At 68.1% G+C, this 26,694-nt stretch carries 23 protein-coding genes; 13 read left to right on the top strand and 10 right to left on the bottom strand.

All coding sequences use genetic code 11. The annotated features are described in order from the left end of the window. Position 1: 1 nt before the first annotated feature. The 3 genes from SBI67_RS03445 to SBI67_RS03435 are packed head-to-tail and all read right to left on the bottom strand — an operon-like array spanning position 2 to position 2,737. A complete protein-coding gene (locus tag SBI67_RS03445) occupies positions 2–988 on the bottom strand; it encodes a hypothetical protein (RefSeq protein ID WP_318979204.1) in 987 nt (328 codons plus the stop codon). A gap of 30 nt (positions 989–1,018) precedes the next feature. Continuing rightward, on the bottom strand, positions 1,019–1,792 hold the full coding sequence (locus SBI67_RS03440; protein ID WP_318979203.1) for an alpha/beta fold hydrolase: 774 nt from the start codon (positions 1,790–1,792) through the stop codon (positions 1,019–1,021). Positions 1,793–1,837: 45 nt separating this feature from the next. After that, the gene (locus SBI67_RS03435; RefSeq protein WP_318979202.1) at positions 1,838–2,737 is read right to left on the bottom strand and encodes a LysR family transcriptional regulator; all 900 of its coding nucleotides are present in this window, start codon (positions 2,735–2,737) and stop codon (positions 1,838–1,840) included. A 137-nt stretch (positions 2,738–2,874) separates the two neighbouring features. Between SBI67_RS03435 and SBI67_RS03430 the strand changes: the two genes are divergently transcribed. From SBI67_RS03430 to SBI67_RS03420, 3 genes are read left to right on the top strand one after another with little or no spacing between them, the layout of a single operon-like run. Then, positions 2,875–4,155, top strand: coding sequence for an MFS transporter (locus tag SBI67_RS03430; protein ID WP_318979558.1), 1,281 nt, complete (start codon positions 2,875–2,877; stop codon positions 4,153–4,155). Continuing rightward, entirely contained in the window at positions 4,152–4,898 is a 747-nt protein-coding gene (locus SBI67_RS03425; RefSeq protein WP_318979201.1) for a 3-hydroxybutyrate dehydrogenase, read from the top strand. The genes SBI67_RS03430 and SBI67_RS03425 overlap by 4 nt, the downstream gene beginning before the upstream one ends. Before the next feature lie 34 nt (positions 4,899–4,932). Next, the gene (locus tag SBI67_RS03420) at positions 4,933–6,852 is read left to right on the top strand and encodes an acetoacetate--CoA ligase (RefSeq protein ID WP_318979200.1); all 1,920 of its coding nucleotides are present in this window, start codon (positions 4,933–4,935) and stop codon (positions 6,850–6,852) included. Here the strand turns inward: SBI67_RS03420 and SBI67_RS03415 are convergent. Next, positions 6,833–8,134: a 13E12 repeat family protein gene (locus SBI67_RS03415; protein ID WP_318979199.1), complete on the bottom strand. Its 1,302-nt coding sequence runs from the start codon at positions 8,132–8,134 to the stop codon at positions 6,833–6,835. The genes SBI67_RS03420 and SBI67_RS03415 overlap by 20 nt on opposite strands. Positions 8,135–8,164: 30 nt before the next feature. Beyond that, a complete protein-coding gene (locus SBI67_RS03410) occupies positions 8,165–9,325 on the bottom strand; it encodes a pyridoxal phosphate-dependent aminotransferase (protein ID WP_318979198.1) in 1,161 nt (386 codons plus the stop codon). A 68-nt stretch (positions 9,326–9,393) separates the two neighbouring features. Here SBI67_RS03410 and hutH point away from each other — a divergent pair, with 68 nt between their 5' ends. Beyond that, on the top strand, positions 9,394–10,932 hold the full coding sequence (gene hutH, locus SBI67_RS03405; RefSeq protein WP_318979197.1) for a histidine ammonia-lyase: 1,539 nt from the start codon (positions 9,394–9,396) through the stop codon (positions 10,930–10,932). 1 nt (position 10,933) lies between these two features. Here hutH and SBI67_RS03400 read toward each other — a convergent pair whose 3' ends face one another. Then, positions 10,934–12,373, bottom strand: a complete 1,440-nt coding sequence (locus tag SBI67_RS03400) for an aromatic amino acid lyase (RefSeq protein WP_318979196.1) — start codon at positions 12,371–12,373, stop codon at positions 10,934–10,936. A 176-nt stretch (positions 12,374–12,549) separates the two neighbouring features. On the opposite strand from SBI67_RS03400, the gene SBI67_RS03395 reads away from it, so the two are divergent. The 9 genes from SBI67_RS03395 to hutI are packed head-to-tail and all read left to right on the top strand — an operon-like array spanning position 12,550 to position 22,105. Further along, on the top strand, positions 12,550–13,230 hold the full coding sequence (locus SBI67_RS03395; protein WP_318979195.1) for an IclR family transcriptional regulator: 681 nt from the start codon (positions 12,550–12,552) through the stop codon (positions 13,228–13,230). Further along, the gene (locus tag SBI67_RS03390; protein WP_318979194.1) at positions 13,227–14,336 is read left to right on the top strand and encodes an ABC transporter ATP-binding protein; all 1,110 of its coding nucleotides are present in this window, start codon (positions 13,227–13,229) and stop codon (positions 14,334–14,336) included. The genes SBI67_RS03395 and SBI67_RS03390 overlap by 4 nt, the downstream gene beginning before the upstream one ends. Beyond that, entirely contained in the window at positions 14,333–14,977 is a 645-nt protein-coding gene (locus SBI67_RS03385) for an ABC transporter permease (protein WP_318979193.1), read from the top strand. The genes SBI67_RS03390 and SBI67_RS03385 overlap by 4 nt, the downstream gene beginning before the upstream one ends. A gap of 2 nt (positions 14,978–14,979) precedes the next feature. Next, positions 14,980–15,711: an ABC transporter permease gene (locus tag SBI67_RS03380; protein WP_413232403.1), complete on the top strand. Its 732-nt coding sequence runs from the start codon at positions 14,980–14,982 to the stop codon at positions 15,709–15,711. Further along, the gene (locus SBI67_RS03375) at positions 15,708–16,631 is read left to right on the top strand and encodes an ABC transporter substrate-binding protein (protein ID WP_318979191.1); all 924 of its coding nucleotides are present in this window, start codon (positions 15,708–15,710) and stop codon (positions 16,629–16,631) included. Before SBI67_RS03380 ends, SBI67_RS03375 begins: the two co-directional genes overlap by 4 nt. Before the next feature lie 26 nt (positions 16,632–16,657). Next, on the top strand, positions 16,658–18,364 hold the full coding sequence (hutU, locus tag SBI67_RS03370) for a urocanate hydratase (RefSeq protein WP_318979190.1): 1,707 nt from the start codon (positions 16,658–16,660) through the stop codon (positions 18,362–18,364). Continuing rightward, positions 18,361–19,599, top strand: a complete 1,239-nt coding sequence (locus SBI67_RS03365) for an allantoate amidohydrolase (protein WP_318979189.1) — start codon at positions 18,361–18,363, stop codon at positions 19,597–19,599. The genes hutU and SBI67_RS03365 overlap by 4 nt, the downstream gene beginning before the upstream one ends. Beyond that, positions 19,596–20,942: a formimidoylglutamate deiminase gene (locus tag SBI67_RS03360; RefSeq protein WP_318979188.1), complete on the top strand. Its 1,347-nt coding sequence runs from the start codon at positions 19,596–19,598 to the stop codon at positions 20,940–20,942. Before SBI67_RS03365 ends, SBI67_RS03360 begins: the two co-directional genes overlap by 4 nt. Next, a complete protein-coding gene (gene hutI, locus SBI67_RS03355; protein ID WP_318979187.1) occupies positions 20,939–22,105 on the top strand; it encodes an imidazolonepropionase in 1,167 nt (388 codons plus the stop codon). The genes SBI67_RS03360 and hutI overlap by 4 nt, the downstream gene beginning before the upstream one ends. Here the strand turns inward: hutI and ipdE2 are convergent. The 4 genes from ipdE2 to fadD3 are packed head-to-tail and all read right to left on the bottom strand — an operon-like array spanning position 22,102 to position 26,688. Continuing rightward, a complete protein-coding gene (gene ipdE2, locus SBI67_RS03350) occupies positions 22,102–23,037 on the bottom strand; it encodes an acyl-CoA dehydrogenase IpdE2 (protein ID WP_318979186.1) in 936 nt (311 codons plus the stop codon). The two genes, hutI and ipdE2, sit on opposite strands and share 4 nt — an antisense overlap. A 3-nt stretch (positions 23,038–23,040) precedes the next feature. Next, positions 23,041–24,006: an acyl-CoA dehydrogenase family protein gene (locus SBI67_RS03345; RefSeq protein ID WP_318979185.1), complete on the bottom strand. Its 966-nt coding sequence runs from the start codon at positions 24,004–24,006 to the stop codon at positions 23,041–23,043. Beyond that, positions 24,003–25,148, bottom strand: coding sequence for an acyl-CoA dehydrogenase family protein (locus SBI67_RS03340; RefSeq protein WP_318979557.1), 1,146 nt, complete (start codon positions 25,146–25,148; stop codon positions 24,003–24,005). Before SBI67_RS03340 ends, SBI67_RS03345 begins: the two co-directional genes overlap by 4 nt. A 1-nt stretch (position 25,149) precedes the next feature. Continuing rightward, complete coding sequence (gene fadD3, locus SBI67_RS03335; protein ID WP_318979184.1) at positions 25,150–26,688, bottom strand: 3-((3aS,4S,7aS)-7a-methyl-1,5-dioxo-octahydro-1H-inden-4-yl)propanoate--CoA ligase FadD3; 1,539 nt, start codon at positions 26,686–26,688, stop codon at positions 25,150–25,152. Positions 26,689–26,694: the final 6 nt, after the last annotated feature.

The raw sequence follows: 26,694 nt of genomic DNA, 5'->3' as shown, positions 1-26,694 counted from the left end.
TCTAGTCCCCGGTGCGCTGCAGTGTGACGTCGAGCTCGACCTTCGCCGGGCAGTCGCCGGTGTAGTCCTGATACGACTTGCCCGCCAAGCCCAGCAGCGGATCCTGCGGCCCCTGCGGCAGCGGGAGCTCGTCGCGTGAGGACTGCCGCACCTTGCCAATCCCGTCGGTGCAATGGGCATCGCCGTCGGGGAAGTTGGCGGTGAAACGCCCGTCGCCGTAGACCATCACGAACAGGTTGTGGGTATCGGGACTCGCCATCAGCGATATACACCGCTCACCGGTGCGCAGGCAGAACGTCGTCGCTTCATAGGTGTGGGACGGGAAAACCTCACCGGTCTGCGGGTAGGTCTGGGTGTAGACGTAGCTACCTCGCAGTGCCGCACCACGGGAGGACTTCAGTGGCGGCTGGGTCGCCGGGTCCGGCGGCTGGGTGGCGTTGTCGGTGCCGCGGGTGGGCGTCAGGTTGACGGCTCGTTTGTTGGCGCACAGGGCCGGCGCGGTGGCCCAGGTGTACTCACCGCCGAGCGAACCATCAATCCTGGACTGCAGTTTCATGATCGTCCAGCCCATGACGTCGACGTCGGCGTCGCCCACCTTGCACTTGTCCGGTGCCTCGCGGACCATCAGCCAGTCACCGCCGACGTAGTCGAACACCATGGTGTCCCGCGCCGGCTCACCGGGTTTTCGGGGATCGACGACGGCCACCGTGGCGACGCAGCCGCCGCCGTCCTGGCACGCCGACCGCGCCACCCACGTCTCGGTGCGCGCGGTGCCGGGAACCGGTTTCCCGTCCGGTGTGGCGGTCGGGCCGATATCGACCTTGAACGTGCCGTCGAGCACCGGGCCGGTTTTCGGCGCGGCGGCCTGCTTGCCGGGCATGCCGACCGTGAACAAGCACGCGGCGAAACCGCCGAGCACGGTGGCGACCAGAGCCGCCGCAGCCAACAATCTCACCAACGTGCGTTGCGCACTCTTGCTCAATGCCATCGCGCTACAGGATGCCATCCCGGAACGCCATCAGTTGCCGATATGCGTCCCGACGAAGCCGATGACGGCGGCCGCCACCTCACGGTGCACCGTCTCGTTGAGCACATCGTGATGCGCCCCGGCGAACTCGGCGATGCTCAGCGCCTCGATCTGGTCGGCGTAGGCCCGGACCGGACCCACGGGGGCGATCGGATCGGCCGTGCCGTGCACGGCCAGGGTGGGCACCGTCAACGCGGGAAGCTCGGTGCCGAACCGGTCCCAGGCCGCGTCCAGCGCGCGCGCCAGCGGCGTGCCATCGGCGTCGGTGAAGGCCAGGGGGTCGTTCTCCAGCGAGTCCACATAGAACGGATCGCCGGACAACCAACTCGGGTCGAGGTCGAATTCGGAGTCGGTGTCCAACAATTCGGGGATCGGGATCAGCGGGGCACCCGACACCACCGCGGCCCGGTAACGGTCCGGCTGTTCCAGCACCCGCAGCAGGGTGACCACCGCCCCGAACGAATGTCCGGCCGCGATCAACGGCAGTCCGGGCCGGTCCCGTTCGACGATCTCGGTCAACTGCTCACCGAGGGCGGAGCTGTCGGCCAGGGTGCCGAAGTTCCCGCGCGGTCCCGGGCTCAATCCGTGCCCGAGTTGATCCACCGCCCACAGGTCGATCCCGGCCGCGTTGAGTGTGAAGCCGTACCGGTGGTACAGGCCGGTGTGCTCACCGAACCCATGCAGGAAGACGACGGCGGCGCGCGGATCGGTTGCCGCCCAGTGCCGGTAGTACGCCCTGGTGTCGCCGGACTCGAGGAATGGCATGACACCACTGCAGCAGGTGGGGGCGGGTAAGGACAAGCCTTTCGCTCACCGCGCACCGAGCAGCACATCACGCTGGGCGGCCACCTGTCCGCGCAGCGCCTCCACGACGGCGGACACCTCGGGTCTGCGCAGCGTCTCGGCGTGGCTCACCAGCCAGTAGGACAGCCGGGGGGAGATGGTGTCGGGCAGCACCCGGACCAGATCGGGCCAGCGGTCGGCCATGAAGCACGGCAGCAGACCCAGTCCGGCCGCGGCACGGGTGGCCTCGACGTGCACGAAAACATTGGTCGACGAGACTGATTCCCGCATCGCGGGCATGAAGTTGGCGGCCAGGTCCAAGTCGTCGACTTGGAGCATCGAATCGATGAAGTACACCAACGGATGGTCGGCCAATTCGTCGACGGAGGCCGGCGTGCCGTGGTCGGCGAGATAGGGCCGGGAGCCGTAGAGGCCCAGGCTGTAGTCACCGAGCCGGATGGCCAGCGCACGGCGCACGGTGGGTTCGCCGACCACGATCTCGATGTCGACGCTGGAGCGCTGCAGGCTGGCCCGGCGCGTGGTGGCCACGATCTCGACGGCCACATCGGGGTGCTCGCGCTGTACCTGGGCGGCCGCCGGGGCGGCGATATAGGCGCTGAATCCGTCGGTCGCCGAGATCCGCACGACACCGGCGAGTCGGGGCGGGCGTCCCGGTGCACTGCCCACCGAATGCACCGCCGCCTCGACTGCTTCGGCGGCGATGAGGACCGCACGGCCGCGGTCGGTGAGTTCCCAGCTGCTGCCGACGCGAACCAGCACGCGCGCTCCGATGGCTTGTTCGAGAGCAGCGATGCGCCGCGAGATGGTGGTGTGGTTGATGCCCAACTGCTCGGCAGCGGTGACATAGCGCCCGGTCCGGCCGACGGCCAGCAGGATCAGCATGTCATCGGCGCTCGGCGCGGTCATATCTGCATTTTTGCAGAGCGGAACTGCGCATCTCGTCATTGTGAAGGCCTGAGCCTGCATGAATACTCATCAGCGTGTGTGCTGCCGATCACAATTCCTTCACGCCCGCGGGCCTCAAACGCGTCGTCACCGCCTCCATGGCGGGCACCGTCGTCGAGTGGTACGAGTTCTTCCTCTACGGCACCGCCGCGACGTTGGTGTTCAGCAAGGTGTTCTTCGCCCAGACCGGCAGTGAACTCGACGCCATCTTCGCGGCCTTCGTCACCTATGCGGTCGGTTTCGTGGCGCGCCCGCTGGGCGGCATCGTCTTCGGTCATTACGGCGACAAGTACGGCCGCAAGAAGCTGTTGCAGTTCTCGCTGTTGCTGGTCGGCGCCGCCACCTTCCTGATGGGGTGCCTGCCCACGTTCGGGCAGATCGGCTATTGGGCACCGGCGCTGTTGGTCGTGCTGCGGTTCGTCCAGGGCTTCGCGGTGGGCGGCGAATGGGGCGGAGCCGTGCTGCTGGTCGCCGAACACAGCCCCGACCGCAGCCGCGGGTTCTGGGCCAGCTGGCCTCAGGCCGGTGTGCCTGTCGGCAACATGCTCGCCACCATCGTGCTGATCGTGCTCACCTCGACACTGTCCGACGCGGCGTTCCTGTCCTGGGGTTGGCGGGTCGCGTTCTGGCTGTCGGCGGTGGTGGTGCTGATCGGATACTACATCCGCACCAAGGTCACCGATGCGCCGATTTTCGTTGCCGCCCAACGAGAAGCCGAGGAACTGAAGGATTCGTCGTTCAGCGCCGTCGAGGTGCTGCGCCGCTACCCGCGCGGCGTACTGACCGCCATGGGGCTGCGGTTCGCGGAGAACATCATGTACTACCTGGTGGTCACGTTCTCCATCACCTATCTGAAGGTGCATGCGCACGCCGACACCGGCTCCATCCTGCGCTGGTTGCTGGTCGCGCATGCCGTGCATTTCGTGGCGATCCCGCTCGTCGGCAGACTGTCCGACAGGATCGGGCGGCGCCCGGTGTACCTGGTCGGCGCGGTGGCCACCGGCACCTGGGGCTTTTTCGCCTTCCCGATGATGGACAGCCAGAACCACCTGGTGATCATGGCGGCGGTGGTGATCGGTCTGCTGTTCCACGCGTTCATGTACGCGCCGCAGCCGGCGATGATGGCCGAGATGTTCCCCACCCGGATGCGTTATTCCGGTGTCTCCCTGGGCTATCAGGTGACCGCGATCGTGGCGGGATCGCTGGCACCGATCATCGCGGTACGGCTGTTGGAGGACTTCCATTCCTCGGTGCCGATCGCCGTCTATCTGGCCGGGGCGTCGGTGATCACCCTGGTCGCCGTGTACTTTGCCAGGGAGACCAAGGGTATCGACCTGGCCGATGTCGATCGGGCCGACGCGAAAGCAGTTGCCGCGTGAGCGATCTGACCGGGCGAACCGCATTGGTCACCGGCGGGGCGAGTGGTATCGGAGCCGCCTGCGCGCGGGCACTTGCCGCGCGTGGAGCGCACGTCACCGTCGCCGACCGCGACGGTGCGGGCGCCACCGAGCTGGCCAGGGAGATCGGGGGTACGGCCTGGGCAGTGGACCTGCTGGACGCGGCCGCCCTGGAAGATCTGCGGCTGCAGACCGACATCCTGGTCAACAATGCCGGGGTGCAGCGGGTTGCGCCGATCCAGGAGTTCGCACCCGCCGATTTCCGCACCATCCTCGCGTTGATGGCCGAGGTGCCGTTCCTGCTTGTCCGCGCGGCCCTGCCGCACATGTACGCGAACGGATTCGGCAGGGTGATCAACGTGTCGTCGGTGCATGGGCTGCGCGCCTCGGAGTACAAGGTGGCCTATGTGATGGCCAAGCATGCCCTGGAGGGCCTGTCCAAGGTCACCGCGCTGGAGGGCGGCCCGCACGGTGTCACCAGCAACTGTGTGAACCCCGGCTACGTCCGTACCGCGTTGGTGGACAAGCAGATCGGTGATCAGGCCCGTACCCACGGCGTGGACGAACAGCAGGTGCTGGAGCAGATCCTTTTGAAGGAGAGCGCCATCAAGCGACTGGTGGAACCGGCGGAGGTGGCCGATCTGGTCGCTTGGCTGGCGTCGCCGAGTGCGGGCATGGTGACCGGGGCGTCCTACACCATGGACGGCGGATGGAGCGCACGGTGATCGGAGCGACGCTGACGTGACATATTCTCCCCAGGTGACGACGCCGCAGTGGGAACCGACCCCGGCCGGGATCGAGGCAGCCCGGATCACCGATTTCGCGCGGTTCGCCGGCCGGCCCGGTGACTATCCCGCGCTGTGGCAATGGTCGGTCGACGAGCCCGCCGAGTTCTGGGGCACGCTCTGGCGATACTTCGATCTGGGCGATATCGCCGGTGAGGTGCTGGCCGGCTCGGATATGCCCGGCGCGCAATGGTTCCCGGGCACGTCGCTGAATTATGTCGATCAGATCGTTCGGCAGGCGCGCACCGATCGGCCGGCCATCCTGTGCATCGGCGAGGGCGTCGCCGACACCGAACTTTCCTGGACGGAATTGCTGGGCCGCACGGCGGCGTTCGCGGCCACCCTGCGCGATCTCGGTGTCCGGCCCGGTGATCGAGTGGTCGGGTATCTGCCGAATATCGCCGAGGCCGTTATCGCCTTCCTCGGCACGGTCAGCATCGGCGCCGTGTGGAGTGCGTGCGGCCAGGACTACTCGGCCAAAGCCGCCCTGGACCGGCTGGGCCAGCTCGAGCCGGTGGTGCTGGTGGCGGCCGACGGCTACCGGTTCGGCGGCAAGGTGCACGACAAGAGTGCCGATGTGGCCGAACTGCGGGCCGGCCTGCCCACCCTCAAGGCGACCGTGGTTGTGTCGCGGCTGGCACCGGTGCCAGCCGGATGTCTGGACTGGGCGCAGGCCAGCGCGCCCGGCGCCGACGAGCTGGTGACCACCGCCGTGGACTTCGACCATCCGCTCTGGATTCTGTTCTCTTCCGGGACGACCGGCTTGCCCAAGGGCATCATCCACGGTCACGGTGGGGTGCTTGTCGAGCACCTCAAAGCCGTTGCCCTACAAAGTGATATCGGACCCGGTGACACTTTCTTCTGGTTCACCAGTCCCAGTTGGATGATGTGGAACTTTCAGGTCGCGGGGCTGCTCACGGGCGCAACCATCGTCTGTTACGACGGCAGCCCGTCGCACCCCACGCCGGATGCGCTGTGGCAGATCGCCGCTCGGCTCGGGGTTACCGTGCTGGGCACCAGCCCGGGTTATGTGCTCAGCTGCGCCAAGGCCGGCTCGGTACCGCGCACCGACCATGATCTGTCGGCGTTGCGCACCGTCGGGATCACCGGTTCGTCGCTGCCGCCGTCGACGTCGTTGTGGATGCGCGACAATCTGGGTGAGCGAGTGCAGGTGGCCTCTATCAGTGGCGGCACCGATGTGGTGTCGGCGTTCGCCGGTGGCGCCCCGACGGTGCCGGTGTGGCCGGGCGAGTTGTCTGCGCCGTATCTGGGGGTGGCGCTGGACGCGTGGGACGAAACCGGCCGGCCGGTGCGTGGTGAGGTGGGGGAGTTGGTGGTGACCAAACCCTTGCCCTCCATGCCGGTGGCGTTCTGGAACGACCCGGACGGTGTCCGGTACCACGACGCCTATTTCGCGATGTACCCCGGGGTGTGGCGGCATGGTGACTGGATCACCATCACCGATCACGGCAGCGTCATCGTGCACGGCAGGTCGGATTCCACGCTCAACAGGCACGGGATCCGGATGGGCAGTGCTGATATCTATCAGTCGGTGGAGCGTCTGCCCGAGGTCGCCGAGGCCATGGTGATCGGCGTCGAGCAACCCGATGGCGGGTATTGGATGCCGCTGTTCGTGGTTCTGGCTGAGGGGATCGAACTCGACGACGCCTTGGTGCGCAAGGTGAACGAGACCATCCGCTCCGAGGTGTCGCCCCGGCATGTGCCCGACGAGATCATCGTGGCGCCAGGGATTCCGCACACCCGGACCGGCAAGAAACTCGAGGTGCCGGTCAAGAAGTTGTTCCAGGGCGCGGACGCTGCGAAAGTTGTCGAACGCAGCGCCGTCGACAATCCCGATCTGCTGGATTGGTATGTCACGCAGCGTCGAACATGACCAGATCGGCACTGAGCCGGCCCTCGGTGATGCTGATCCGTCTTCGGATCGGCGGCCCCGGTAGTGGCGGGGCGATCGACTGGTAGACGGCTCCGGTCGGAGTGGTGAAGTCCGCTCGGTGGCGACCGTCCCGCTCCGTCGTGCGCACCCGCCAGCCGGGGGATTCCTTGGCATAGTTGCACGCCTCGCAGACACCGAGTCCGTTGACCGCGCTCGTGCGGCCGGACTCACGGTGGGGTTGCGCGTGATCGTGGTGACGGATCGAGGCGTCGCAATACGGGGTGCGGCAGGTTTGATCACGCAACCCGATGAAGGTGGCCAGCCCTTTGGGGAAGATCCGCGAGCGTGATTCCATAGCGACAAGCTGCCCGCTGTCGGGGTGCCGGTAGAGGCGCCGCAGTGTGGCCTTGCAGGTTTCGTCCGTCGCCGCGTCGCCGACGATCTTGCACGCGAATCCGGCTGGCACCGGGCCGTAGCCGTCCAACCAACCGGGCTCGTCGTCGTCCCCGGCCAAGGTGGTATCCGCCATCACCAAATTGAGGGCGACCGGAACGGGTGCGTCGGCGGGGCGCCCGGTGACACGCTCGACCACCGTGTCGGCCATCACCTGGCCGCGGGAGCGCCCGTCGAACGTGGTATCCGCCTCTCGTTTGAGGCTGGCGTACACCGCCACTCCTTGCGCGACGGGCAACAACATCGTCACATAGGTCATGGTGTCCGGTGCGGGGCGGATCCACACGCATCGCTCCTCGGCCGCCTTGGCATTGCGTTCGACCACGGCTTCCGTGTCCAGTCGCACGGTGATCTTCTTCGCCTCGGCCGCGATCCGCTTGTCGCCCCAGCCTTCGAGCTTCGACGCATCACTGCACATCTCGGCGTCGAGCTGTCTGCGGTGCTCGACGGACAGACAGGCAGATTCACGCACGATCAGCGTCGCGCGCCATTCGGTGAGCACCCCGCGTTCCAGTGCCGCCAAGGTATGCGGCATCTCGCGCACCAGGGCCGTCGCCAGCCCGAGATGCTGGCCGCCACGCTTGGGAGCGACGCGACGGGCCAGGGCTACTTCGCTGGCCAGCCCGCGACCGCGCTTCTTCTTCGGTACGCCTGAGGCCATCTCCGCCGCATGGCGCTTCGTTGCCCAGGCCTCCGTTGCACGCGCCTGCGCCGCGGCGGCGGCCGCTTTCAGCCGTTCGAACTGCTCGACGAGCCCACGCAGCGTCACCTCGTCGGCATCGGCGTACGCATCGACACCGAAGTCGAAGCCGAACGTACTTTCGAACATGGCCTGACTGTACGCCCACCGTCCGACAAGTCAGGTCAACCAAGGCCCCATCCGGGACAACGCCTCGGTGATCTCACCGGCGGTCCCCGCAAAGGACAGCCGGACGAACGACCCGCCGTGCACGGTGTCGAAATCCACCCCTGGTGCGATGGCGACCCCGGTGTCGGCCAGCAGCCGCGCGCAGAAGTCCAGCGAGTCCTCCGAGTACCGGGAGATGTCGGCGTACACGTAGAACGCGCCATCGGCGGGGGCCAACCGGTCCAACCCGATCTCAGGCAGCCCGCGCAACAGCAGGTCCCGATTCACCGCGTACTCCTGGACCAGGGCATCGGCGGTGGCCAGCGACTCCGGATCGAAGGCGGCGATGGCAGCCAGCTGCGGCAGGGTGGGTGGACAGATGGAGAAGTTCCCGGTCAGGCGGTCCACGGCGCGGCGCAGCGGCGCGGGCACCAGTAGCCAACCCAAGCGCCAGCCCGTCATCGCGAAGTACTTCGAAAAACTGTTCACCACAATGGCATTGCGGGAGGTCTCCCACGCGCAGCTGGTGGCCGGGGCGCCGGGATAGACCAGACCGTGATAGATCTCGTCGCTGACCAACTGCACCCCGCCGGCGTCGCACCATCGGGCGATCGCCGCCAGATCGGCCGGGGCGATGACGGTCCCGGTCGGGTTCGCCGGGCTGGCGATGATCAGCCCCTTCACCGGCGGGTCCAGCGCCTCGAGCATGGCCACCGTCGGCTGGAATCGAGTCTCCGGTCCGCACGGCACCTCGACCACCTCACAGCCCAGCGCCGAGAGGATGTTGCGATAGCAGGGATACCCGGGACTGGTGACCGCCACCCGGTCGCCGACGTCGAAGCACGCCAGGAATGCCAGCAGGAAACCACCGGTGGAGCCGGTGGTCACCACCACCGCGTCGGGTTCCACATCCAGGCCGTGCCGGTCCTGGTACGACGCGGCAATGGCCGCGCGCAGCTCCGGAATGCCCAGGGCCACGGTATATCCGAGGTTATGGTGGTTCAGCGCCTCGGCTGCGGCCGCGCGCACCGGCGTTGGGGCCTGCGCACTGGGTTGCCCCGCCGACAAATTCACCAGGTCCCCATGCGTGCGCTGCCGCTCGGCGGCGGCCAGCCACACGTCCATCACGTAGAACGGCGGGATACCGGCGCGCAGTGCCACGGGGTTGGTCACCTGAGTCAGGCTAGAACACCTGGCCGCAATACCGGCTGGCCGGTCGAAGGTGCATGCACAATCATCGGATGACTCAGGTTGTGGTGGGTGTCGGCCCCGTCAGTGCCGACGACGTCGTGCGGGTGGCGCGTCAGGATGCGGAAACGGTGATCGCCGACGACGCGGTGGCTGCGATCACAGCCAGTCGAGCTCGGATCGAAGCACTGGCGAACGATCCCGTCCCGGCGTACGGCATCTCCACCGGTTTCGGAGCGCTGGCCACCCGTCACATCCCGGCAGAGTTGCGAACCAAGCTGCAACGCAGCCTGATTCGCTCGCACGCGGCGGGATCGGGACCGGAAGTCGAGCGAGAGGTCATCAGGGCGATGATGTTGCTGAGGTTGTCGACGCTGGCCACCGGCCGCACCGGGGTGCGACCGCATGTCGCCCAGGCCTACGCCGGGCTGCTGTCGGCCGGGCTGACGCCGGTGGTCTACGAATACGGCAGCCTCGGCTGCTCCGGTGACCTCGCGCCGCTGTCGCATGTCGCGCTCGCGATCATGGGTGAAGGTCACGTCCGCAGCCGCGACGGCGCGCTGCTGCCCGCCGCCGACGCCCTGCGCGCGCATGGGCTGGAACCGGTCACCTTCGCCGAGAAGGAAGGCCTGGCCCTGATCAACGGGACCGACGGGATGCTGGGTCAGCTGGTGCTGGCACTGGCAGATCTCGATCGGTTGCTCGTGCTGGCCGATATCGCGGCGGCGATGAGCGTCGAGGGTCTGCTGGGCACCGACCGAGTGTTCGCGGCACATCTGCAGGCTTTGCGACCCCAGGCCGGTCAGGCGATCGCGGCCGAGAACATGACGCGGATGCTGGCCGGGTCGCCCATCGTCGCCAGTCACAGCGGCCCGGACTGCCCGCTGGTGCAGGATGCCTACTCACTGCGGTGTGCTCCCCAGGTGGCCGGTGCCGCGCGGGACACGGTGGCGCATGCCCGCACCGTCGCCGACCGGGAACTGGCCAGCGTCGTCGACAATCCCGTCATCACCGATGCCGGCACCGTCGAGTCCAACGGGAACTTCCACGGCGCCCCGGTCGCCTACGTGCTGGATTTCCTCGCGATCGCCGTGGCGGACCTGGCCAGCATCAGTGAGCGGCGCACCGACCGCTTCCTGGACGCGGCGCGCAACCGCGGCCTCAATGCCTTCCTGGCCGACGATCCGGGTGTGGACAGCGGTCACATGATCGCGCAGTACACGCAGGCCGCCATCGTCTCCGAACTGAAACGTCTGGCACAGCCGGCGAGCGTCGACTCGATACCGTCATCGGCCATGCAGGAGGACCACGTTTCCATGGGGTGGTCGGCGGCCCGCAAGCTGCGCACGGCCATCGACGGGCTCACCCGGGTGCTGGCCATCGAAGTGCTCACCGCCGCGAGAGGAATCGAAATGCGGGCCCCGTTGCGGCCGGCGCCGGCCACCGCGGCCGTGATCGCCGCGGTGCGAGACAGGGTTCCCGGCCTGGGCCCGGATCGTCACCTGGCGCCCGAGATCGAGGCCGTCGTCGAATTGGCCAGGGAAACAACGCTGGTGACCGCCGCCGAGGCCGTCACCGGGTCGCTGCGCTGAACTAGGGGACGAGGCGGCCGAGATCGTCCAGCAGGGTCTCGGCCGCGGCGAGATCCCCACGCAGGTCCCGGTCCGCGTCGTCCCATGGCAGATCCGCAACCAACGCCAGAGCTTGTCCGGCGACACCGGTGAACGTGTGCTGCAGACCGCGCTGCCGCAACAGCCGGAGCGCCCCGAGCAACTCGCAGCACAACAGCACCCGGTAGGCGGCCACCGACCGTTCCAGCTGGAGGGCGCTCTGGGAGGCGAACGTGGCGTCCTCCTCCATGCCCCGGGACAGCACGAGCGTCCCGACGGACGCGGGCTGTGCCGCGGCCCGGATTTCCGCGATGGCCCCGGCGGCCACGTATTCGACCATCATCAGCCCGGACGAGCCATCCTCGGCCACCGCCAGAAAAGCATTGCGGCCGTTGGTCTCCGGATCGTTGAGCATGCGGATTCGGGAGTGCGTGATCGGCGCGGTCAACGCCAGTGCCAACGTGGTGCCGTCGAGTTCCAGTGACAGCGCCGCCTGGTAGAACGCCCCGTGGTGCACCACCTGATCACCTTCGATGTCGAACAGTGGATTCTCTTGGGTCGTGTTGATGGTCCTTTCAAGCTGTCCCACAAGAGATTTCAGCGTCGCGATGACGCTGGCCTGGGCGACAGGGTAGACCCGCAGCCCGTACGGATCCTGGATGCGCGCCGGCCGGTGATCGGGATGGCCGGCGCCGGTGAACAGCGACCGCAAGCGGTCGGCCAGCGCATCGACTTCGGGCGCGGCGGCCGCCCGTGCCGCCGCGGCGGCGAATGCCGACGGGTTACCGTCCAGGGCAAGGAAACTCAGCATGTAGATGACGCTCGACGCGCGTTCGAGCCGGATCAGTTCGTCGGCGGCCAGACAGCTGCGGCCGACGGTCAGCGCGCTGCTACTCATGAACGGCAGTGCGCTGTCGGCGCCCCACGGGGGCATCGGGCTCAGTGGTCTGGTAGCGGGCCGCTCGCCCATCAAGGTGAGCGCGGTTCCGGCCAACGCCGCCAGATCGCCGGTCCCGATCGACGCGTAGTGCCGCAGTTCGGGCAGGGCGTCGTCGTTGAGCATCTGCTGGAGGCCGCCCAGGATGTGCGGATCCAGCCCGGCTCCCGGAATGCACAGCTGGATGAGGCGGACGGCCAGCATGGCGCGCACCGTGCGATCGTCCAGCGGGTCACCCGCGTCGGCGGCGTGGCTGCGCAGCAGTCGCAGCCCGTAGTCGTCGTCATCGGGTGCCACCGGGGTGCTGCGATTGGCTCCCACGCCGGTGGTGCGGCCGTAGGTGGCAAAGCGCGAACTCAGATCGGCCGCCTGCTGATGGGCTCGGGTCACCGCGTCGAGCACGGCGGGTGCGACGCAGACCTGATCGCGCCGCTCTGCCAGCGCCACGACGTCGGCAATCGTGCCCGCTCCGGTCAGCGCAATCATCCGAATCTCCTCGTTCTCTACCGCAGCCGCGCGATCGGTCCTATCATCGCCGAAAGCCGAGAGTTTCCGCCAGATGGAAATCAGATTTTACTTAGTGGAAACGCGAGGTGTGTTGTTCGAAACGTCGGGGCCCTAATTTCGGTGTCGAGGACAGGACGTGCAGGAGGGAGGTCGCCGTGGCCGAAGCGTCCACGCGGACCGTCGAACGGGCGCTGGCGCTGCTCGCGACGGTCTGTGAGACGGGCGGCACGAACCTCGTCGACAGTGCCCGGGAATGCGAGTTGGCGCCCAGCACCGCGCTGCGGTTGTTGCGGACCCTCGAAACGACAGGTTTCGTCAGCAAGGACGAATCCGGCAACTACCGGCCCGGCGGGCGGATCATCCAGCTCGGCGCCCAAGCGTTGAGCAGCGAGTCCCTGATCGATCTGGCCAAACCTGCCATGGACGCACTGGTCGCCGAGACGGGCGAGTCCGCTTATCTGTCGGTGCGGGGGCACGGCCAGACCGCGCTCTACCTCAATATCGTCGAAGGCACCCACTCCGTCCGGCATGCCAACTGGGTGGGTAGGACGGTGCCCCTGGACACCTCGGCGGCCGGGCATGCGCTGCGCGGTGACATTCCCGCCGACGGCTACGTCGTGGTGGAGCGCGGCGTGGAAACCGATGTCACCGCCATCGCATGTCCCGTCCGCTCGGAGGCTCGGATCGTCGGGGCGCTCAGCCTCGTCATCCCGAGCTATCGGCTGACCGCGGCCGAAACGGCGCGGTACGGCCACATGCTGGTCTCGGCCGCCGCGGAGGTTTCCGCCCGGCTGAGCGGATCCACCAAATCAGGCCCCCCGGAAAGACAGTCATGATCACATTCGACACCGTCTCCAAGGTGTACCCGGACGGCACCGTGGCCGTCGACAAGCTGACGCTCACCGCGCCCAACGGCAAGATCACCGCGCTGGTCGGCCCGTCCGGCTGCGGCAAGACGACCTCCATGCGGCTCATCAACCGGCTCATCGAACCCACGTCGGGCACCATCGAACTCGACGGTGTCGATACCCAGTCCCTGGACCGGGTGGCATTGCGGCGCAAGATCGGTTACGTCATCCAGAACGCCGGGCTCTTCCCGCACCGCACCGTGGTCGACAACGTCGCCGCGCTGCCCCGGCTACTCGGCGGCGGGAAGAAGGAAACACGTTCGGCGGCAATGGAACTGTTGGAACGGGTCGGCCTCGACGCCAAGTTCGCCCGACGATACCCATGGCAGCTGTCCGGCGGACAGCAGCAACGCGTGGGCGTGGCGCGAGCGTTGGCGACAGATCCGCCGTTCCTGCTGATGGACGAGCCGTTCAGCGCCGTCGATCCGATCGTCCGAAGCCAACTGCAGGACGAATTCCTGCGCCTGCAGGCCGACATCTCCAAGACCATCGTGATGGTCACCCACGATATCGACGAAGCGCTCAAACTCGGCGACCAAGTGGTGGTGCTGCGCGAAGGCGGCACCCTCGCGCAGGCGGCGACCCCGGCCGAACTGCTGGCGGCGCCCAAGGACGCCTTCGTCGCCGACTTCGTCGGCTCGGCGCGGGGCTACCGGGCTCTCGGCTTCCACACCGGTGACGACCGACTGCCCGTGCAGCAGGAGCCGACCATTGTGGTGGGGCAGCCGCTCTCGACGATTCCACCCGGGGTGGGACGGTGGGTGCTGGCGGTGGACGCGCACCGGTCGCCGATCGGCTGGGTCGACACCGCCGCGGTGTCCGGCGACACCGTGCTGGACAGCCACGTCAACCTGTGCGGCACCACCGCACGCCGTGGTGACCCGTTGCGTGACCTGCTCAACGCGGCGCTGTCCAGCCCGAGTGGACGCGGTGTCGTCACCGACGAATCCGGAGTCCTGCTCGGCACCGCCACCGACCACGACATCATCGACGCGATCCGCCGGGCCAAGGACACCAGGGCGGTTTCGGCATGAACTGGATCTCGTCGAATATCGACCGCATCATCTCGCTGACCATCAGCCACACCTGGCTCACCCTCGTACCAACGGTCCTCGGGCTGCTGCTGGCTTTGCCGCTGGGCTGGTGGGCGCACCGGTCGGGCCGCGGCTACGCCGCCATCGTGGGAACCGCCGGGCTGCTGTACACCATCCCGTCCCTGGCGCTTTTCATCATCCTGCCGGTCATCCTCGGCACCAAGATCCTCGACCCGGTGAATATCGTTGTCGCGCTGACCTTGTACACGCTGGCGCTGCTTGTCCGAGTGGTAGCCGACGGTCTGGGTTCGGTACCGCACGACACAGTTGCCGCCGCCGAAGCGATGGGCTACCGCGGCTGGCAGCGCCTGCTGCTGGTGGAGCTCCCCGTGGCCGTACCGGTGATCGCGGCCGGGTTACGGGTGGCGGTGGTGTCCAACGTCAGCATCGTCACGATGGCCGCCCTGCTCGGCATCCCGCAGTTGGGATCGCTGTTCACCCAGGGCTTTCAACTACGGCTGTACGTCCCGCTGATCACCGGTGTGGTGCTGTGCGTGGTGCTCGCCGTCGTCTTCGACGGGCTGATCATCTGGCTGAACAGACTGCTCACCCCGTGGCGGCAGCGGACGGTGACGTCATGAACATCATCGGCTGGTTCACCGATCCGGCCAACTGGACCGGAGCGGGCGGCATCCCGATGCAGATCGGCTACCACCTGCTGTACTCGGCCATGGCGCTGCTGGCGGCACTGGCCATCGCGGTTCCGCTCGGCATCATGATCGGCTACACCGGCCGCGGCGAAGCGGTGGTGGCCGGGCTCGCGAATGCCTTGCGCGCGTTGCCGTCCCTCGGCCTGTTGGTGCTGCTGTTCCTGATCATCTCACCGGTGGTGGCCGGCAAGCTGGTGTACATCCTGCCCACCATCGTCGTGCTGGTGCTGCTGGCAGTCCCGCCCATCCTGACCGGAACATACGCAGGCATCCAGAGCGCCGATCCGCATGCGGTGGACGCCGCTCGCGGCATGGGCTTCACCAGAACCCAGATCCTGCTGCGCGTGCAGTTGCCGTGCGCGTTGCCACTGATGCTGTCCGGCGTCAGAAGCGCCACCCTGCAGATCGTTTCGACGGCCACCATCGCGGCGTATCTCGGTCTGCAGGGCCTTGGCAGGTTCATCCTGGACGGTCGGGCGACGGCCAGCTTCAGCGAGATGGCCGGTGGCGCGATCCTGGTCGCCCTGCTTGCCATCGTGCTCGAGTTCGCCTTCGCCTGGATCGGCCGGCTCGTCGTCTCGCCCGGCCTGCGCCGAGCCACCACCGAATCCACGTCCCCCGTCGAAACCTCAGTAACCACCGTCACCTTGGAGAGAACATCATGAACAAGCGCAGCATCCTGTCGATCGTCGCCACCACCGCAGCGCTCGCGCTCAGCGCATGCGGAGGCGGCGGGGGCGACCCGCTTTCCGGCGGCGGGAACAGCACCGGATCTGCCGGCTCGCAGATCATCGTCGGGTCCGCCGACTTCACCGAGAGCCAGCTCATCGCCAGCATCTACTCACAGGCGTTGCAGGCCAAGGGTGTCAGCGTGAAGGAGCAGTTCAACATCGGCAGCCGCGAGGTGTACATCCAGGCGCTCAAGGATGGATCCATCGACCTGGTCCCGGAGTATTCGGGAGCGCTGCTGAGCTACCTGGACCCCAAATCCACCGCGGCCACCAAGGACACCGTCACCTCCGAACTCAAGTCCAAGCTGCCCGCCGGCATCGCCATGCTGACCCCGTCCGATGCCGAAGACAAGGACGTCGTCGCCGTTACGCAGGCCACCGCGGACAAATACAAGCTGAAGACCATCTCCGATCTCGCGCCGGTCGCCGGTGAGCTGGTCCTGGGTGGACCGGCGGAATGGAAGACCCGCCAGCAGGGTGTGGTCGGGCTGCGTGACGTGTACGGACTGAACTTCAAGGACTTCGTCAGCCTGGACGCGGGGGGCACACTGACCATGACCGCCCTGACCAACGGTCAGATCCAGGCCGGCGACCTGTTCAGCACCGACCCCGGGCTGAAGACGAATCACCTTGTCGCCCTGGAGGACGACAAGAACCTGTTCGCCGCGGAGAACGTGGTTCCGCTGATCAAGGCGGGTAAGCAGAACGACACCGTGACCAAGACCTTGGACGCGGTGTCGGCCAAACTCACCACCGACGACCTCATTTCGATGAACGCCGAGGCGGCCACGGGCGCCAACCTCTCCGATATCGCCAAGAAGTGGCTGGCCGGCGCCGGCATCAGCGCACAGTGAACGACTCTCTCGTCAAAGGAACTGCAGTGACCCATTCCGAGCCCCTTCCCGTGACCGGCCCCCGCCCCGTCCGCGCCCCGCGCGGCACCGAAATATCGTGTCGCGGCTGGCAACAGGAAGCCGCCCTGCGGATGCTGATGAACAATCTCGACCCCGAGGTGGCCGAGCATCCCGAGGACCTCGTCGTCTACGGCGGCACCGGCCGCGCGGCGCGCAGCTGGGAAGCCTTCGACGCCATCGTGCACACACTGCGCTCGCTGGCCGATGACGAGACGATGCTCATCCAATCCGGTAAACCGGTCGGCGTCGTCCGGACCAACGTCTGGGCGCCGAGGGTGTTGCTGGCGAACTCGAACCTGGTGGGCGACTGGGCCACCTGGGAGCAGTTCCGCAAGCTGGAGGCCGAGGGATTGACGATGTACGGCCAGATGACGGCCGGTTCGTGGATCTACATCGGCACCCAGGGCATCCTGCAGGGCACCTTCGAAACCTTCGGCGCCGTGGCGCGCAAGTTCGCGGCCTCTGGCCGCTATGAGCACAGCAACGGAACCCTGGCCGGCACCATCACGCTGACGGCCGGTGTCGGCGGGATGGGTGGCGCCCAGCCGTTGGCGGTCACCATGAACGAGGGTGTGGCGATCTGCGTCGATTGTGACGAGAGCCGGATCGACCGGCGTATCGCCCACCGCTACCTGGACACCAAGGCCGCCGATATCGACGAAGCCCTGGCGATGGCGATCGAGGCCCGGGATGCCAAGCGGCCGTTGTCCATCGGCTTGGTGGGCAACGCGGCGGCGGTGTTCCCCGAACTGCTGGAACGCGACGCCCCGATCGATATCGTCACCGACCAGACCTCCGCACACGACCCGCTGTCCTACCTGCCACTGGGTATCGACTTCGAGGACATGAAGAAGATGGCGGACAAGGACCCCGCCTACTTCACCGAGCAGGCCGAGCTGTCGATGGCCAAGCATGTCGCGGCCATGGTCGGCTTCATGGACAAGGGCGCCGAGGTATTCGACTACGGCAACTCGATCCGCGACGAGGCTCGCAAGGCCGGCTACGACCGAGCCTTCGCCTTCCCCGGTTTCGTCCCGGCCTACATCCGCCCGCAGTTCGAGGAGGGCCTCGGACCGTTCCGCTGGGCCGCGCTGTCCGGTGACCCCGCCGATATCGCCGCGACGGACCGGGCGATCCTGGAGCTGTTCCCCGACAATGCCCATCTGCGGCGCTGGATCACCATGGCCGGTGAGAAGGTGGCGTTCGAGGGTCTGCCCGCCCGGATCTGCTGGCTCGGCTACGGCGAACGGCACCGGGCGGGCTTGCGGTTCAACGAGATGGTGGCCTCCGGTGAGTTGTCCGCACCCCTGGTCATCGGCCGCGACCACCTGGACTCGGGGTCGGTGGCCTCGCCGTACCGCGAGACCGAATCGATGCTCGACGGTTCCGATGCGATCGCCGACTGGCCGCTGCTGAACGCCTTGGTCAACACCGCGTCCGGGGCGTCCTGGGTGTCCATCCATCACGGCGGTGGCGTGGGCATCGGGCGCTCGATCCACGCCGGTCAGGTATGTGTGGCCGACGGCACCGCACTGGCCGCGCAGAAGCTCGAGCGGGTGCTCACCAATGATCCGGGAATGGGTGTGATCAGGCACGTCGACGCCGGCTACGAGCACGCCGCCGACGTGGCACGCGAACGCGGTGTGCGTATTCCGATGTGGGAGACCGCGTGACATCGTCTGGCACCTCGTTCGACACGCTGTGGCCGGCCATCCTCGAGGTCGGCCGCAACCCGGCCAACGGCGGCTATCGCCGGTTCGCGTGGACGGACGCCGATCTGACCCTGCGGGAGTGGTTCACCGGCGAGGCCGCGCGACGCGGCATGGATGTCGAGGTCGACCGCAACGGCAACCTGTGGGCTTGGTGGCTGCCGCCGGGGTGGTCCGGTGATCCGCGCGACGCATTCGTGACCGGCTCACACCTGGATTCGGTGCCCGACGGTGGGGCGTTCGACGGGCCGCTCGGTATCGTGTCGGCCTTCGCCGCGGTCGATATCGTGCGCGAGCGCGGTGTGGTGCCGGCCATCCCGGTCGGGGTGGCGGCGTTCTCGGATGAGGAGGGCGCCCGGTTCGGCGTGGCGTGTGTGGGATCGCAGTTGTCCACCGGCGCGCTGAGCGCCGACCGGGCCCGAGGTCTGCGTGATATCGACGGAATCACGTTGGCGGAGGCCCTGACCCGGGTGGGTCGCGATCCTGCGCACCTGGGCCCGGATCCCCGGCTGGCCGAGCGGGTGGGCGTGTTCGTCGAGCTGCATGTGGAGCAGGGCCGGGCGCTGGATCTGGTCGACGCCCCGATCGCGGTGGCCTCGTCGATCTGGCCGCACGGCCGGTGGGAGTTCACCTTCGACGGTGAGGCCAACCACGCCGGTGCCACCCGGCTGATCGATCGGCGTGACCCGATGCTGGCGTTCGCGTCCTCGGTGCACACCGCGCGTGAGCAGGCCGCCGCTCACCAGGCGGTGGCCACCTTCGGCAAGGTGATCGTCGCCCCCAACGGGGCCAACGCGATCCCGTCGCAGATCCGTGCGTGGCTGGATGCCAGGGCCGCCGACGAGGCCACCCTGGGCGCGTTGGTCGAGGCCATCTCGGTGGAAGCGCAGCGGCACGCCACCCGTGAGTCGGTGATCCTGGACGTGATCGCCGAATCGATCACGCCGATCGTCGAATTCCCGGAGGGGCCGCGCGCCCGGCTGACCACAGCGCTGCGGCACCTGGGTGATATCCCGGTGCTGCCGACGGCGGCCGGCCATGATGCCGGCATCCTGTCCGCCCTGGTGCCCACGGCCATGCTGTTCGTCCGGAACCCGACCGGTGTGTCGCATTCGCCCGCCGAGTACGCCGAACCGGCCGACTGCAACCGCGGCGCGGTCGCCCTCGCCGACGTGATGGCCGACTGGGTCACCCGGTGACGTCCACCTGGTGGTGTGAGTACGCCTGGCTGAACCAAGCGGTGCAGCCAGGCGTGCTCATCACGGTGCAGGACGGGCGGATCACCACGATCGTGGCGGGCGATCCGGCCCCGGCCGGAGCGAAACGGTTGTCCGGCTTGGTGATTCCCGGCATGGCCAACGCCCATTCGCATGCCTTCCACCGCGCACTGCGGTCGCGCACCCAACGCGACCGTGGATCGTTCTGGACGTGGCGTGACCTCATGTATCAAGTGGCGGACCGCTTGGACCCCGACCGATACCGGGCGCTCGCGCGTGCCGTCTACGCCGAGATGGCGCTGGCCGGTGTCACCGCGGTGGGGGAGTTCCACTACCTGCATCACGACGCCGGCGGGCGGCGCTACGGCGACCCCAACGCGATGGGACACGCGCTGATCGAGGCTGCCGCCGACGCGGGGGTGCGGCTGACCCTGCTCGACACCTGCTATCTGAGCTCCGCACCCGACGGCGCCCCGCTGCACGATGGACCCCAGCGACGGTTCGGCGACGGCAGTGGTGCCGGGTGGGCCGACCGGGTCGAAACGCTGCGCGACCAAACCCGTTCGCGGCCAGGTGTTCTCGTCGGTGCGGCGCTGCACTCGGTGCGCGGCGTCCCGGTCGGCCAGATGCCCGATGTGGTGGAGTGGGCGTCGACGCACCAGGCTCCGCTGCACGTGCACTCCTCCGAGCAGCGCGCCGAGATCGAGCAATGCCTGGCCGTGCACGGTCGCACCCCCACCGCGGTCCTGCGCGACGCCGGTGCGCTCGGCCCGCGGACCACCGCGATTCATGCCACCCACCTGACGGCCCAAGACATCACCGACATGAGTGTCTCGGCGACCGGTGTCTGCTTCTGCCCCACCACCGAACGGGACCTCGGTGACGGGATCGGCCCGGCGCCGGCCCTACTCGCGATGCCCGGGCCGTTCAGCCTGGGATCCGACAGCCATGCCGTCATCGACATGTTCGAAGAGGCCCGTGCCGTCGAGCTCGATGAGCGACTGGCCCGGCAGGAGCGCGGCATCATCGGCGCACCCGCCTTGTTGCGCGCCGCCACCACCGACGGCCACCACGCGATCGGCTGGACCGATGCGGGCGTATTGCAGGTCGGGGCACGCGCCGATCTGGTAGCGGTGGACCTGCATTCGGTACGCACGGCCGGTGGCGGCGCCACCGCGGAGACGGTCGTGTTCGCCGCGTCGGCCGCCGACGTCACCGACGTGGTGGTCGACGGTGCGGTGGTGGTCGCCGACGGTAAGCATGTCCGCGTCGATGTGGCCGCGGAATTGCACGCGGCGATCGCCGATCTGCTGGAGGACGCATGACCATCCTGTACGACGGCATCGTCGAACTGGTCACCAATGATCCGGCCCAGGGTGACGGCAGCGCCCTCGGCGTGATCGGCGATGCGGCCGTGCTGGTCAGCGGTGACACGATCGAATGGGTCGGCCCGCGCGCCGATGCGCCGGCCGCAGATCACCATGTCGACTGCGGCGGTGTCAGCGTGGTGCCCGGTTTCGTGGACAGCCACGCGCATCTGGTCTTCGCCGGTGAACGGTCCGCGGAGTTCGCGGCCCGGATGAGTGGACGCCCCTACGCCGCAGGCGGTATCGCGACGACGGTGGCGGCGACCCGGACGGCCGACGATGCCATGCTGTCGGCGGGCGTGCGCCGGCTCGCCGATGAACTGCTCGCCGCAGGCGTGACGACGTTCGAATGCAAGAGCGGATACGGCCTCAACGTCGCCGACGAGACGCGTTCGCTGGCGGTCGCCCGCGAATACACCACCGAGACAACATTTCTCGGGGCACATGTGGTGCCCGTCGAGTACCGCGACGATCGCGCCGGCTATGTCGAACTGGTCACCGGCGCGATGCTGGATGCCTGCGCGCCGCTGGCCCGCTGGATCGACGTGTTCTGTGACCGCGGCGCTTTCGACGTCGACGAATCCCGCGCCATTCTCACCGCGGGCATCGAGGCCGGGCTACAACCGCGGATGCACGCCGGTCAACTCGGTCCCAGTGCAGGCATCCAACTGGCGGTGCAACTCGGCGCGGCCTCGGTCGATCACTGCACCTATGCCACCGACGCGGACATCGAGGCGCTGGCCGCCGGCAGCACCGTCGCCACGCTGTTGCCGGGTGCGGAGTTCTCCACCCGCGCACCGTGGCCGGACGCCCGCAGGATGATCGACGCCGGCGTGACCGTCGCCATCGCCACCGACTGCAACCCCGGGAGCTCCTTCACCACCAGCATGCCGTTCTGCATCGCGGTGGCGGTGCGTGACATGAATTTCACCCCAGCCGAGGCGTTGTGGGCGGCGACCGCGGGCGGCGCGGCCGCGCTGCGCCGCAACGACGTCGGCATGCTGGCGGCCGGTAAACGGGCCGACTTCGTGTGTCTGGACGCGCCGTCCTACATCCACCTCGCGTACCGGCCGGGGGTGCCGTTGATCCGCGATGTGGTGCGGGCCGGTCAGCCGGTCTAGAACACCTCGGCTTCCAGCCGGCGCAGGTGCTCGCGGGGCGGCCCGAGCAGCTGCGCGCTGCCGTGGGCTCGCTTGAAGTACAACTGGATATCGTGCTCCCAGGTGATCGCGATACCACCGTGCAGCTGGATTGCCTCGGCCGTGACCGTCGAGAGCGTCTCGCTGGCCATGAACCGGGCCAGCGCCGCGGCAGCCGGTGACGGTTCGGCGATCGCATCGTTGACGACGGCGCGGGTCGCCGACACCCGCACATACAGATCGGCCATCCGGTGTTTGAGCGCCTGGAAGCTGCCGATCGGCCGGCCGAACTGCACCCGGTCCTTGGTGTAGGACACCGTCAGATCCAGCACCCGGCTCGCGGCGCCGACCTGTTCGGCGGCCATCAGCAGCGCGGCGGTATCGGCCAGGCCAGGGTCGGCGCCGAGCGGGCTGGTCTCTGCGGGGGTGACGGCCGAGAGCCGGCGGGTCAGGTCCATGGTGGTCTTGGCCTGGGCGGTGAACGTGTTCCAGCGGGTCAGGTTCGCACCGTCTGCGGCGATCACCACGTCGGCGACGTCGCCGTTGACCACGAACTCGGGATCGAACACCACGGTACCGATCGAGGTGCCCTCGGCGAGCCCCTCGAGCGGCTCGTGCACATCGGCGGCCAGCAGGGCCAGCTCGGCCAGCGTGGTACCGAGCAGCGGGGTGGGCACCAACGCCTTGGCCAGTTCCTCCAGAACCACTGCCGCGTCGGCCAATTGACCGCCGGCACCACCCAGCTCCTCAGGTACCACGAGCGCCGCCGCGCCGACCTGTTCGCACAGCAGCTGCCACAGTTGTTCGTCGTAGCCGCGGTCGGAGACCATCGCCGCGCGCACGGCTTCCGGTCCGGCGTGCTTGTCGACCAGCGCGGCGACGGTGTCGCGCAGCAGCTCGCGTTCTTCGCTCATGGGTTAGATGGCCTCCAGCAGTCTACGGCGGTGCAGGGTCGGATCACCCCAGGCCGAGCGCAGTGCCTGCACCCGCAACAGCAGCAGCGACAAATCGTGCTCCTGGGTGAAGCCGATGGCGCCGTGGGTCTGCAACGACGAGCGGGCGGCCAGCAGCGCGGCATCGGCGGCGGCCACCTTGGCGGCGCTGATATCGCGCGCGGTGTCCGGTGATGCGTCGGCCAGAGCGAGCGCCGCGCCGTACACCAGCGGGCGGGCCAGCTCGACGGCAATGTGCACATCGGCCAGCTTGTGTTTGATGGCCTGGTAGGAGCCGATGATCCGGCCGAACTGGCTGCGCTGCTTGGCGTATTCCACGGAGTGGTCCAGCATGGCCTGCCCGGCGCCGACCAACTGGGCGGCGGTGGCCAGCACGCCGAACTCGTAGGCGCGGGCGGTGTCGGCCGGCGCTGCGGCACCGGATGCGGTGACGTCGAACAGGGTGCGGGTCGGATCGACGGACTCGTGGCCGGCGCCCTGCTGCGTGTCGATGCTGGCCTCGCTGACCTGACCGGCTTCGGCCAACAGGACCAGCCCGGCCACGTCGGCGTTCACCGCGCGCGGCACCGACGGCGGCAACGCGACGGTCGCGATCAGCTCACCGGATGCCAACCCTGCGCCGCGATCGTCCTCGGCGAGCAGAATCGGGGCGACGGCGATGGATTCGGTCACCGGGCCGGGCACCGCCCAATAGCCCAGCCGTTCCATCGCGACCACCAGGTCCACCGGATGCGCCTCGATGCCGTCGAACTTCTCGGGCACTAGCAGGGCGGTCACCCCGAGGTCGGCCAGCTGGGCCCACACCTTGCGGCCGGGCGCGGTGTCCCCGCCCGCCCAGGCCCGCACCGCGGCGGGCACATCGGCGGCGCCCAACGCGGCGTCGATGCTGGAGGCGAAATCGCGCTGTTGTTCGTCGAGTTCGAAGTTCATTTGCTCTTCCCCCCGGAGGCCTCACGCGGCAGCCCGAGCAGGCGTTCGGCGATGATGTTGCGCTGAATTTCGTTGGTGCCCGCGTAAATCGGCCCACCCAGGGCGAACAGCAGGCCTTCTGTCCAGGAATCGACACACTCGGCGTCGGGGCCCTGCATATCCAACGCGGTCTGGTGCAGCGCGACGTCGAGATCGGACCAGAACACCTTGGTCACCGACGATTCCGCGCCCAGCTCACCTCCGCCGGCCAGCCGGGTGACCGTGCCGAAGGTGTGCAGTCGATACGCCTGGGCCTTGATCCAGGCGTCGGCCACCCGGTCGGTGAACACCGGGTCGCGCTCGGACTTCCACAGCGCGACAAGCCGTTCCGCCGGTGCCAGGAACCGGGCCGGGCTGCGCAGCGACATGCCCCGCTCATTGCTCGACGTGCTCATCGCCGCTCGCCAGCCGTCGTGCACGCCGCCGATGACGTCTTCGTCGGGCACGAACACGTCGTCTAGGAAGATCTCCCCGAATCCGGTGTCCCCGCCGAGCTGGGCGATCGGCCGGACGGTGACGCCGTCGGCCTTCAGGTCGAACATGACATACGTCAGGCCCTTGTGCCGCTGGGCCTCCGGATCGGAGCGAAACAGGCCGAAGCCGCGTTCGCCGAAGGGTGCCCGGGAACTCCAGATCTTCTGGCCGTTGAGCAGCCAACCACCGTCGGTCCGGGTGGCCGTCGACCGCAGTGACGCCAGATCGCTGCCGGACTCCGGTTCCGACCAGGCCTGCGCCCAGATCTCCTCGCCGCTGGCCATTTTCGGCAGCACCCGGTCGAGCTGTTCGTCGGTGCCGTGCGCGAACAGGGTGGGCGCCAGCATGGACGTGCCGTTGGCGCTGGCCCGTCCGGGCGCGCCGGCGCGGAAGTACTCCTCCTCGAACACCACCCACTGCAACAGAGTGGCGTCCCGGCCGCCATACTTCTTCGGCCAGGCGATCACCGACAGCCCGGCGTCGAACAGGACCTTGTCCCACCGCCGGTGCTGCTCGAAACCCTCACGCGTGTCGTAGGACTCGGTGGGGAACGCGTCCCGGTTGGCCGAGAGGAACTCACGGACCTCGGCCCGGAACGCCTCGGTCTCCTCGTCGAAATGCAGATCCACCTCAGGCCCTTCCACCGATCTCACGCAGCATTGGTTTGACCACTTTGCCTCCTGGGTTTCGCGGCAGAACCTCGAGGAACTCCACCGAGCGGGGCACCTTGAAATTCGCCAGATGCTCACGGGCGTAGGCGATCACCGCGGCCTCGTCGAGTTGTGCACCGGGCTTGGTGACCACGAATGCCTTGCCGACTTCGCCGAGCCGGTCGTCGGGCACCCCGATCACCGCCGAGTCGGCGACCCCGTCGAGGCGGGCGAGCGCCTGCTCGATCTCGGCGGGGTACACGTTGAAGCCGCCGCAGATGTACATGTCCTTGAGTCGGTCGGTGATGGTCAGATTGCCTGCCGCGTCGAGGGTGCCGATGTCGCCGGTGTGCAACCAGCCGTCGGCGTCGATCGCGGCGGCGGTGGCCTCCGGGTCGTCCAGATAGCCGAGCATCACGTTCGGGCCCCGCAGCAGCACCTCACCCGAGTCGCCGAGGCGCAGTTCGAAATCGGCGATGGGCCGGCCGCAGGTGGTGGCGACGGTGACGGCGTCGTCGTCCGCGCGGCACATGGTGCCGAACCCGCTGGCCTCGGTCAGCCCGTAGGCCGTGAGCACGATGTCGATGTCCAGCTCGGACTGCATCCGCTCGATGAGCACTACCGGCACCACCGCGGCTCCGGTGACCGCGAAGCGCAGCGAGCTCAGGTCGTAACGCTCGCGGCTGGGATGGTCGAGCAGCATCTGGTAGATCGTCGGTGGGCCGGGCAGCACGGTGATCTGGTGCTCGGCAACCGCTTTCATGGCTTGCTCGGGATCGAAGGTCAGCTGCGGGATCAGCGTGGCTCCGGTTTGCAGGCAAGCCAGGATGCCGGCCTTGAACCCGAAATTGTGGAAGAAGGGGTTGATGCACAGGTACCGGTCGGCGCTGGTCACCTGGCCGCACGCCGCCCAGGCCGCCGAGGCGTCCAGCGACTGCCGGTGCGCACAGCGCACCCCCTTGCTGCGGCCGGTGGTCCCCGAGGTGAACAGGATGTCGGAGACGTCGTCGGGACCCACGGCGGCGGCGCGGGCGTCGACAGCGGCCAGCGCCTCTTCTTTGCCGCCATGGGCCACGAATTCATCCCAGGTACCGTCGTCGGCCTCGATCGGGATCCGGACGATGTGGCGCAGCGCCGGCAGCGCGGCCCGGTTGAGTTGGGTCGTGCGGTCGGCGCCGAGGAACTGCCCGGCGGCGAACAACAACGGGGCGTGTGTGCGGGCGAGGATATCCGCCGCTTCACTGGCGGTGTAGCGGGTGTTCAGCGGGACGACGACGGCGCCGGCGTAGTGCGTGGCCAGCGCGGCAACCACCCAGTGCCAGGTGTTGGGAGACCAGATGGCGATGCGGTCACCGGGCTGCACACCGTGTTCGATCATGGCGCCAGCCGTGAGCCGGACCTCGTCGCGCAACTGCCCGTAGGTTAGGCGGCGCTGGTCGGTCACCACCGCGAGATGGTCGGGAAGCTGCCCGGCCACCCGATCCAGCACCGCCGGGACGGTCCGCGGTTCCCTCGTCATCGACGC

Origin of the sequence: Mycolicibacterium chengduense, assembly GCF_033741155.1 — a bacterium.
GTDB lineage: Bacteria > Actinomycetota > Actinomycetes > Mycobacteriales > Mycobacteriaceae > Mycobacterium.
Note: the sequence above shows the minus strand (reverse complement) of the source record. Positions and strands in the feature narration are given on the sequence as shown.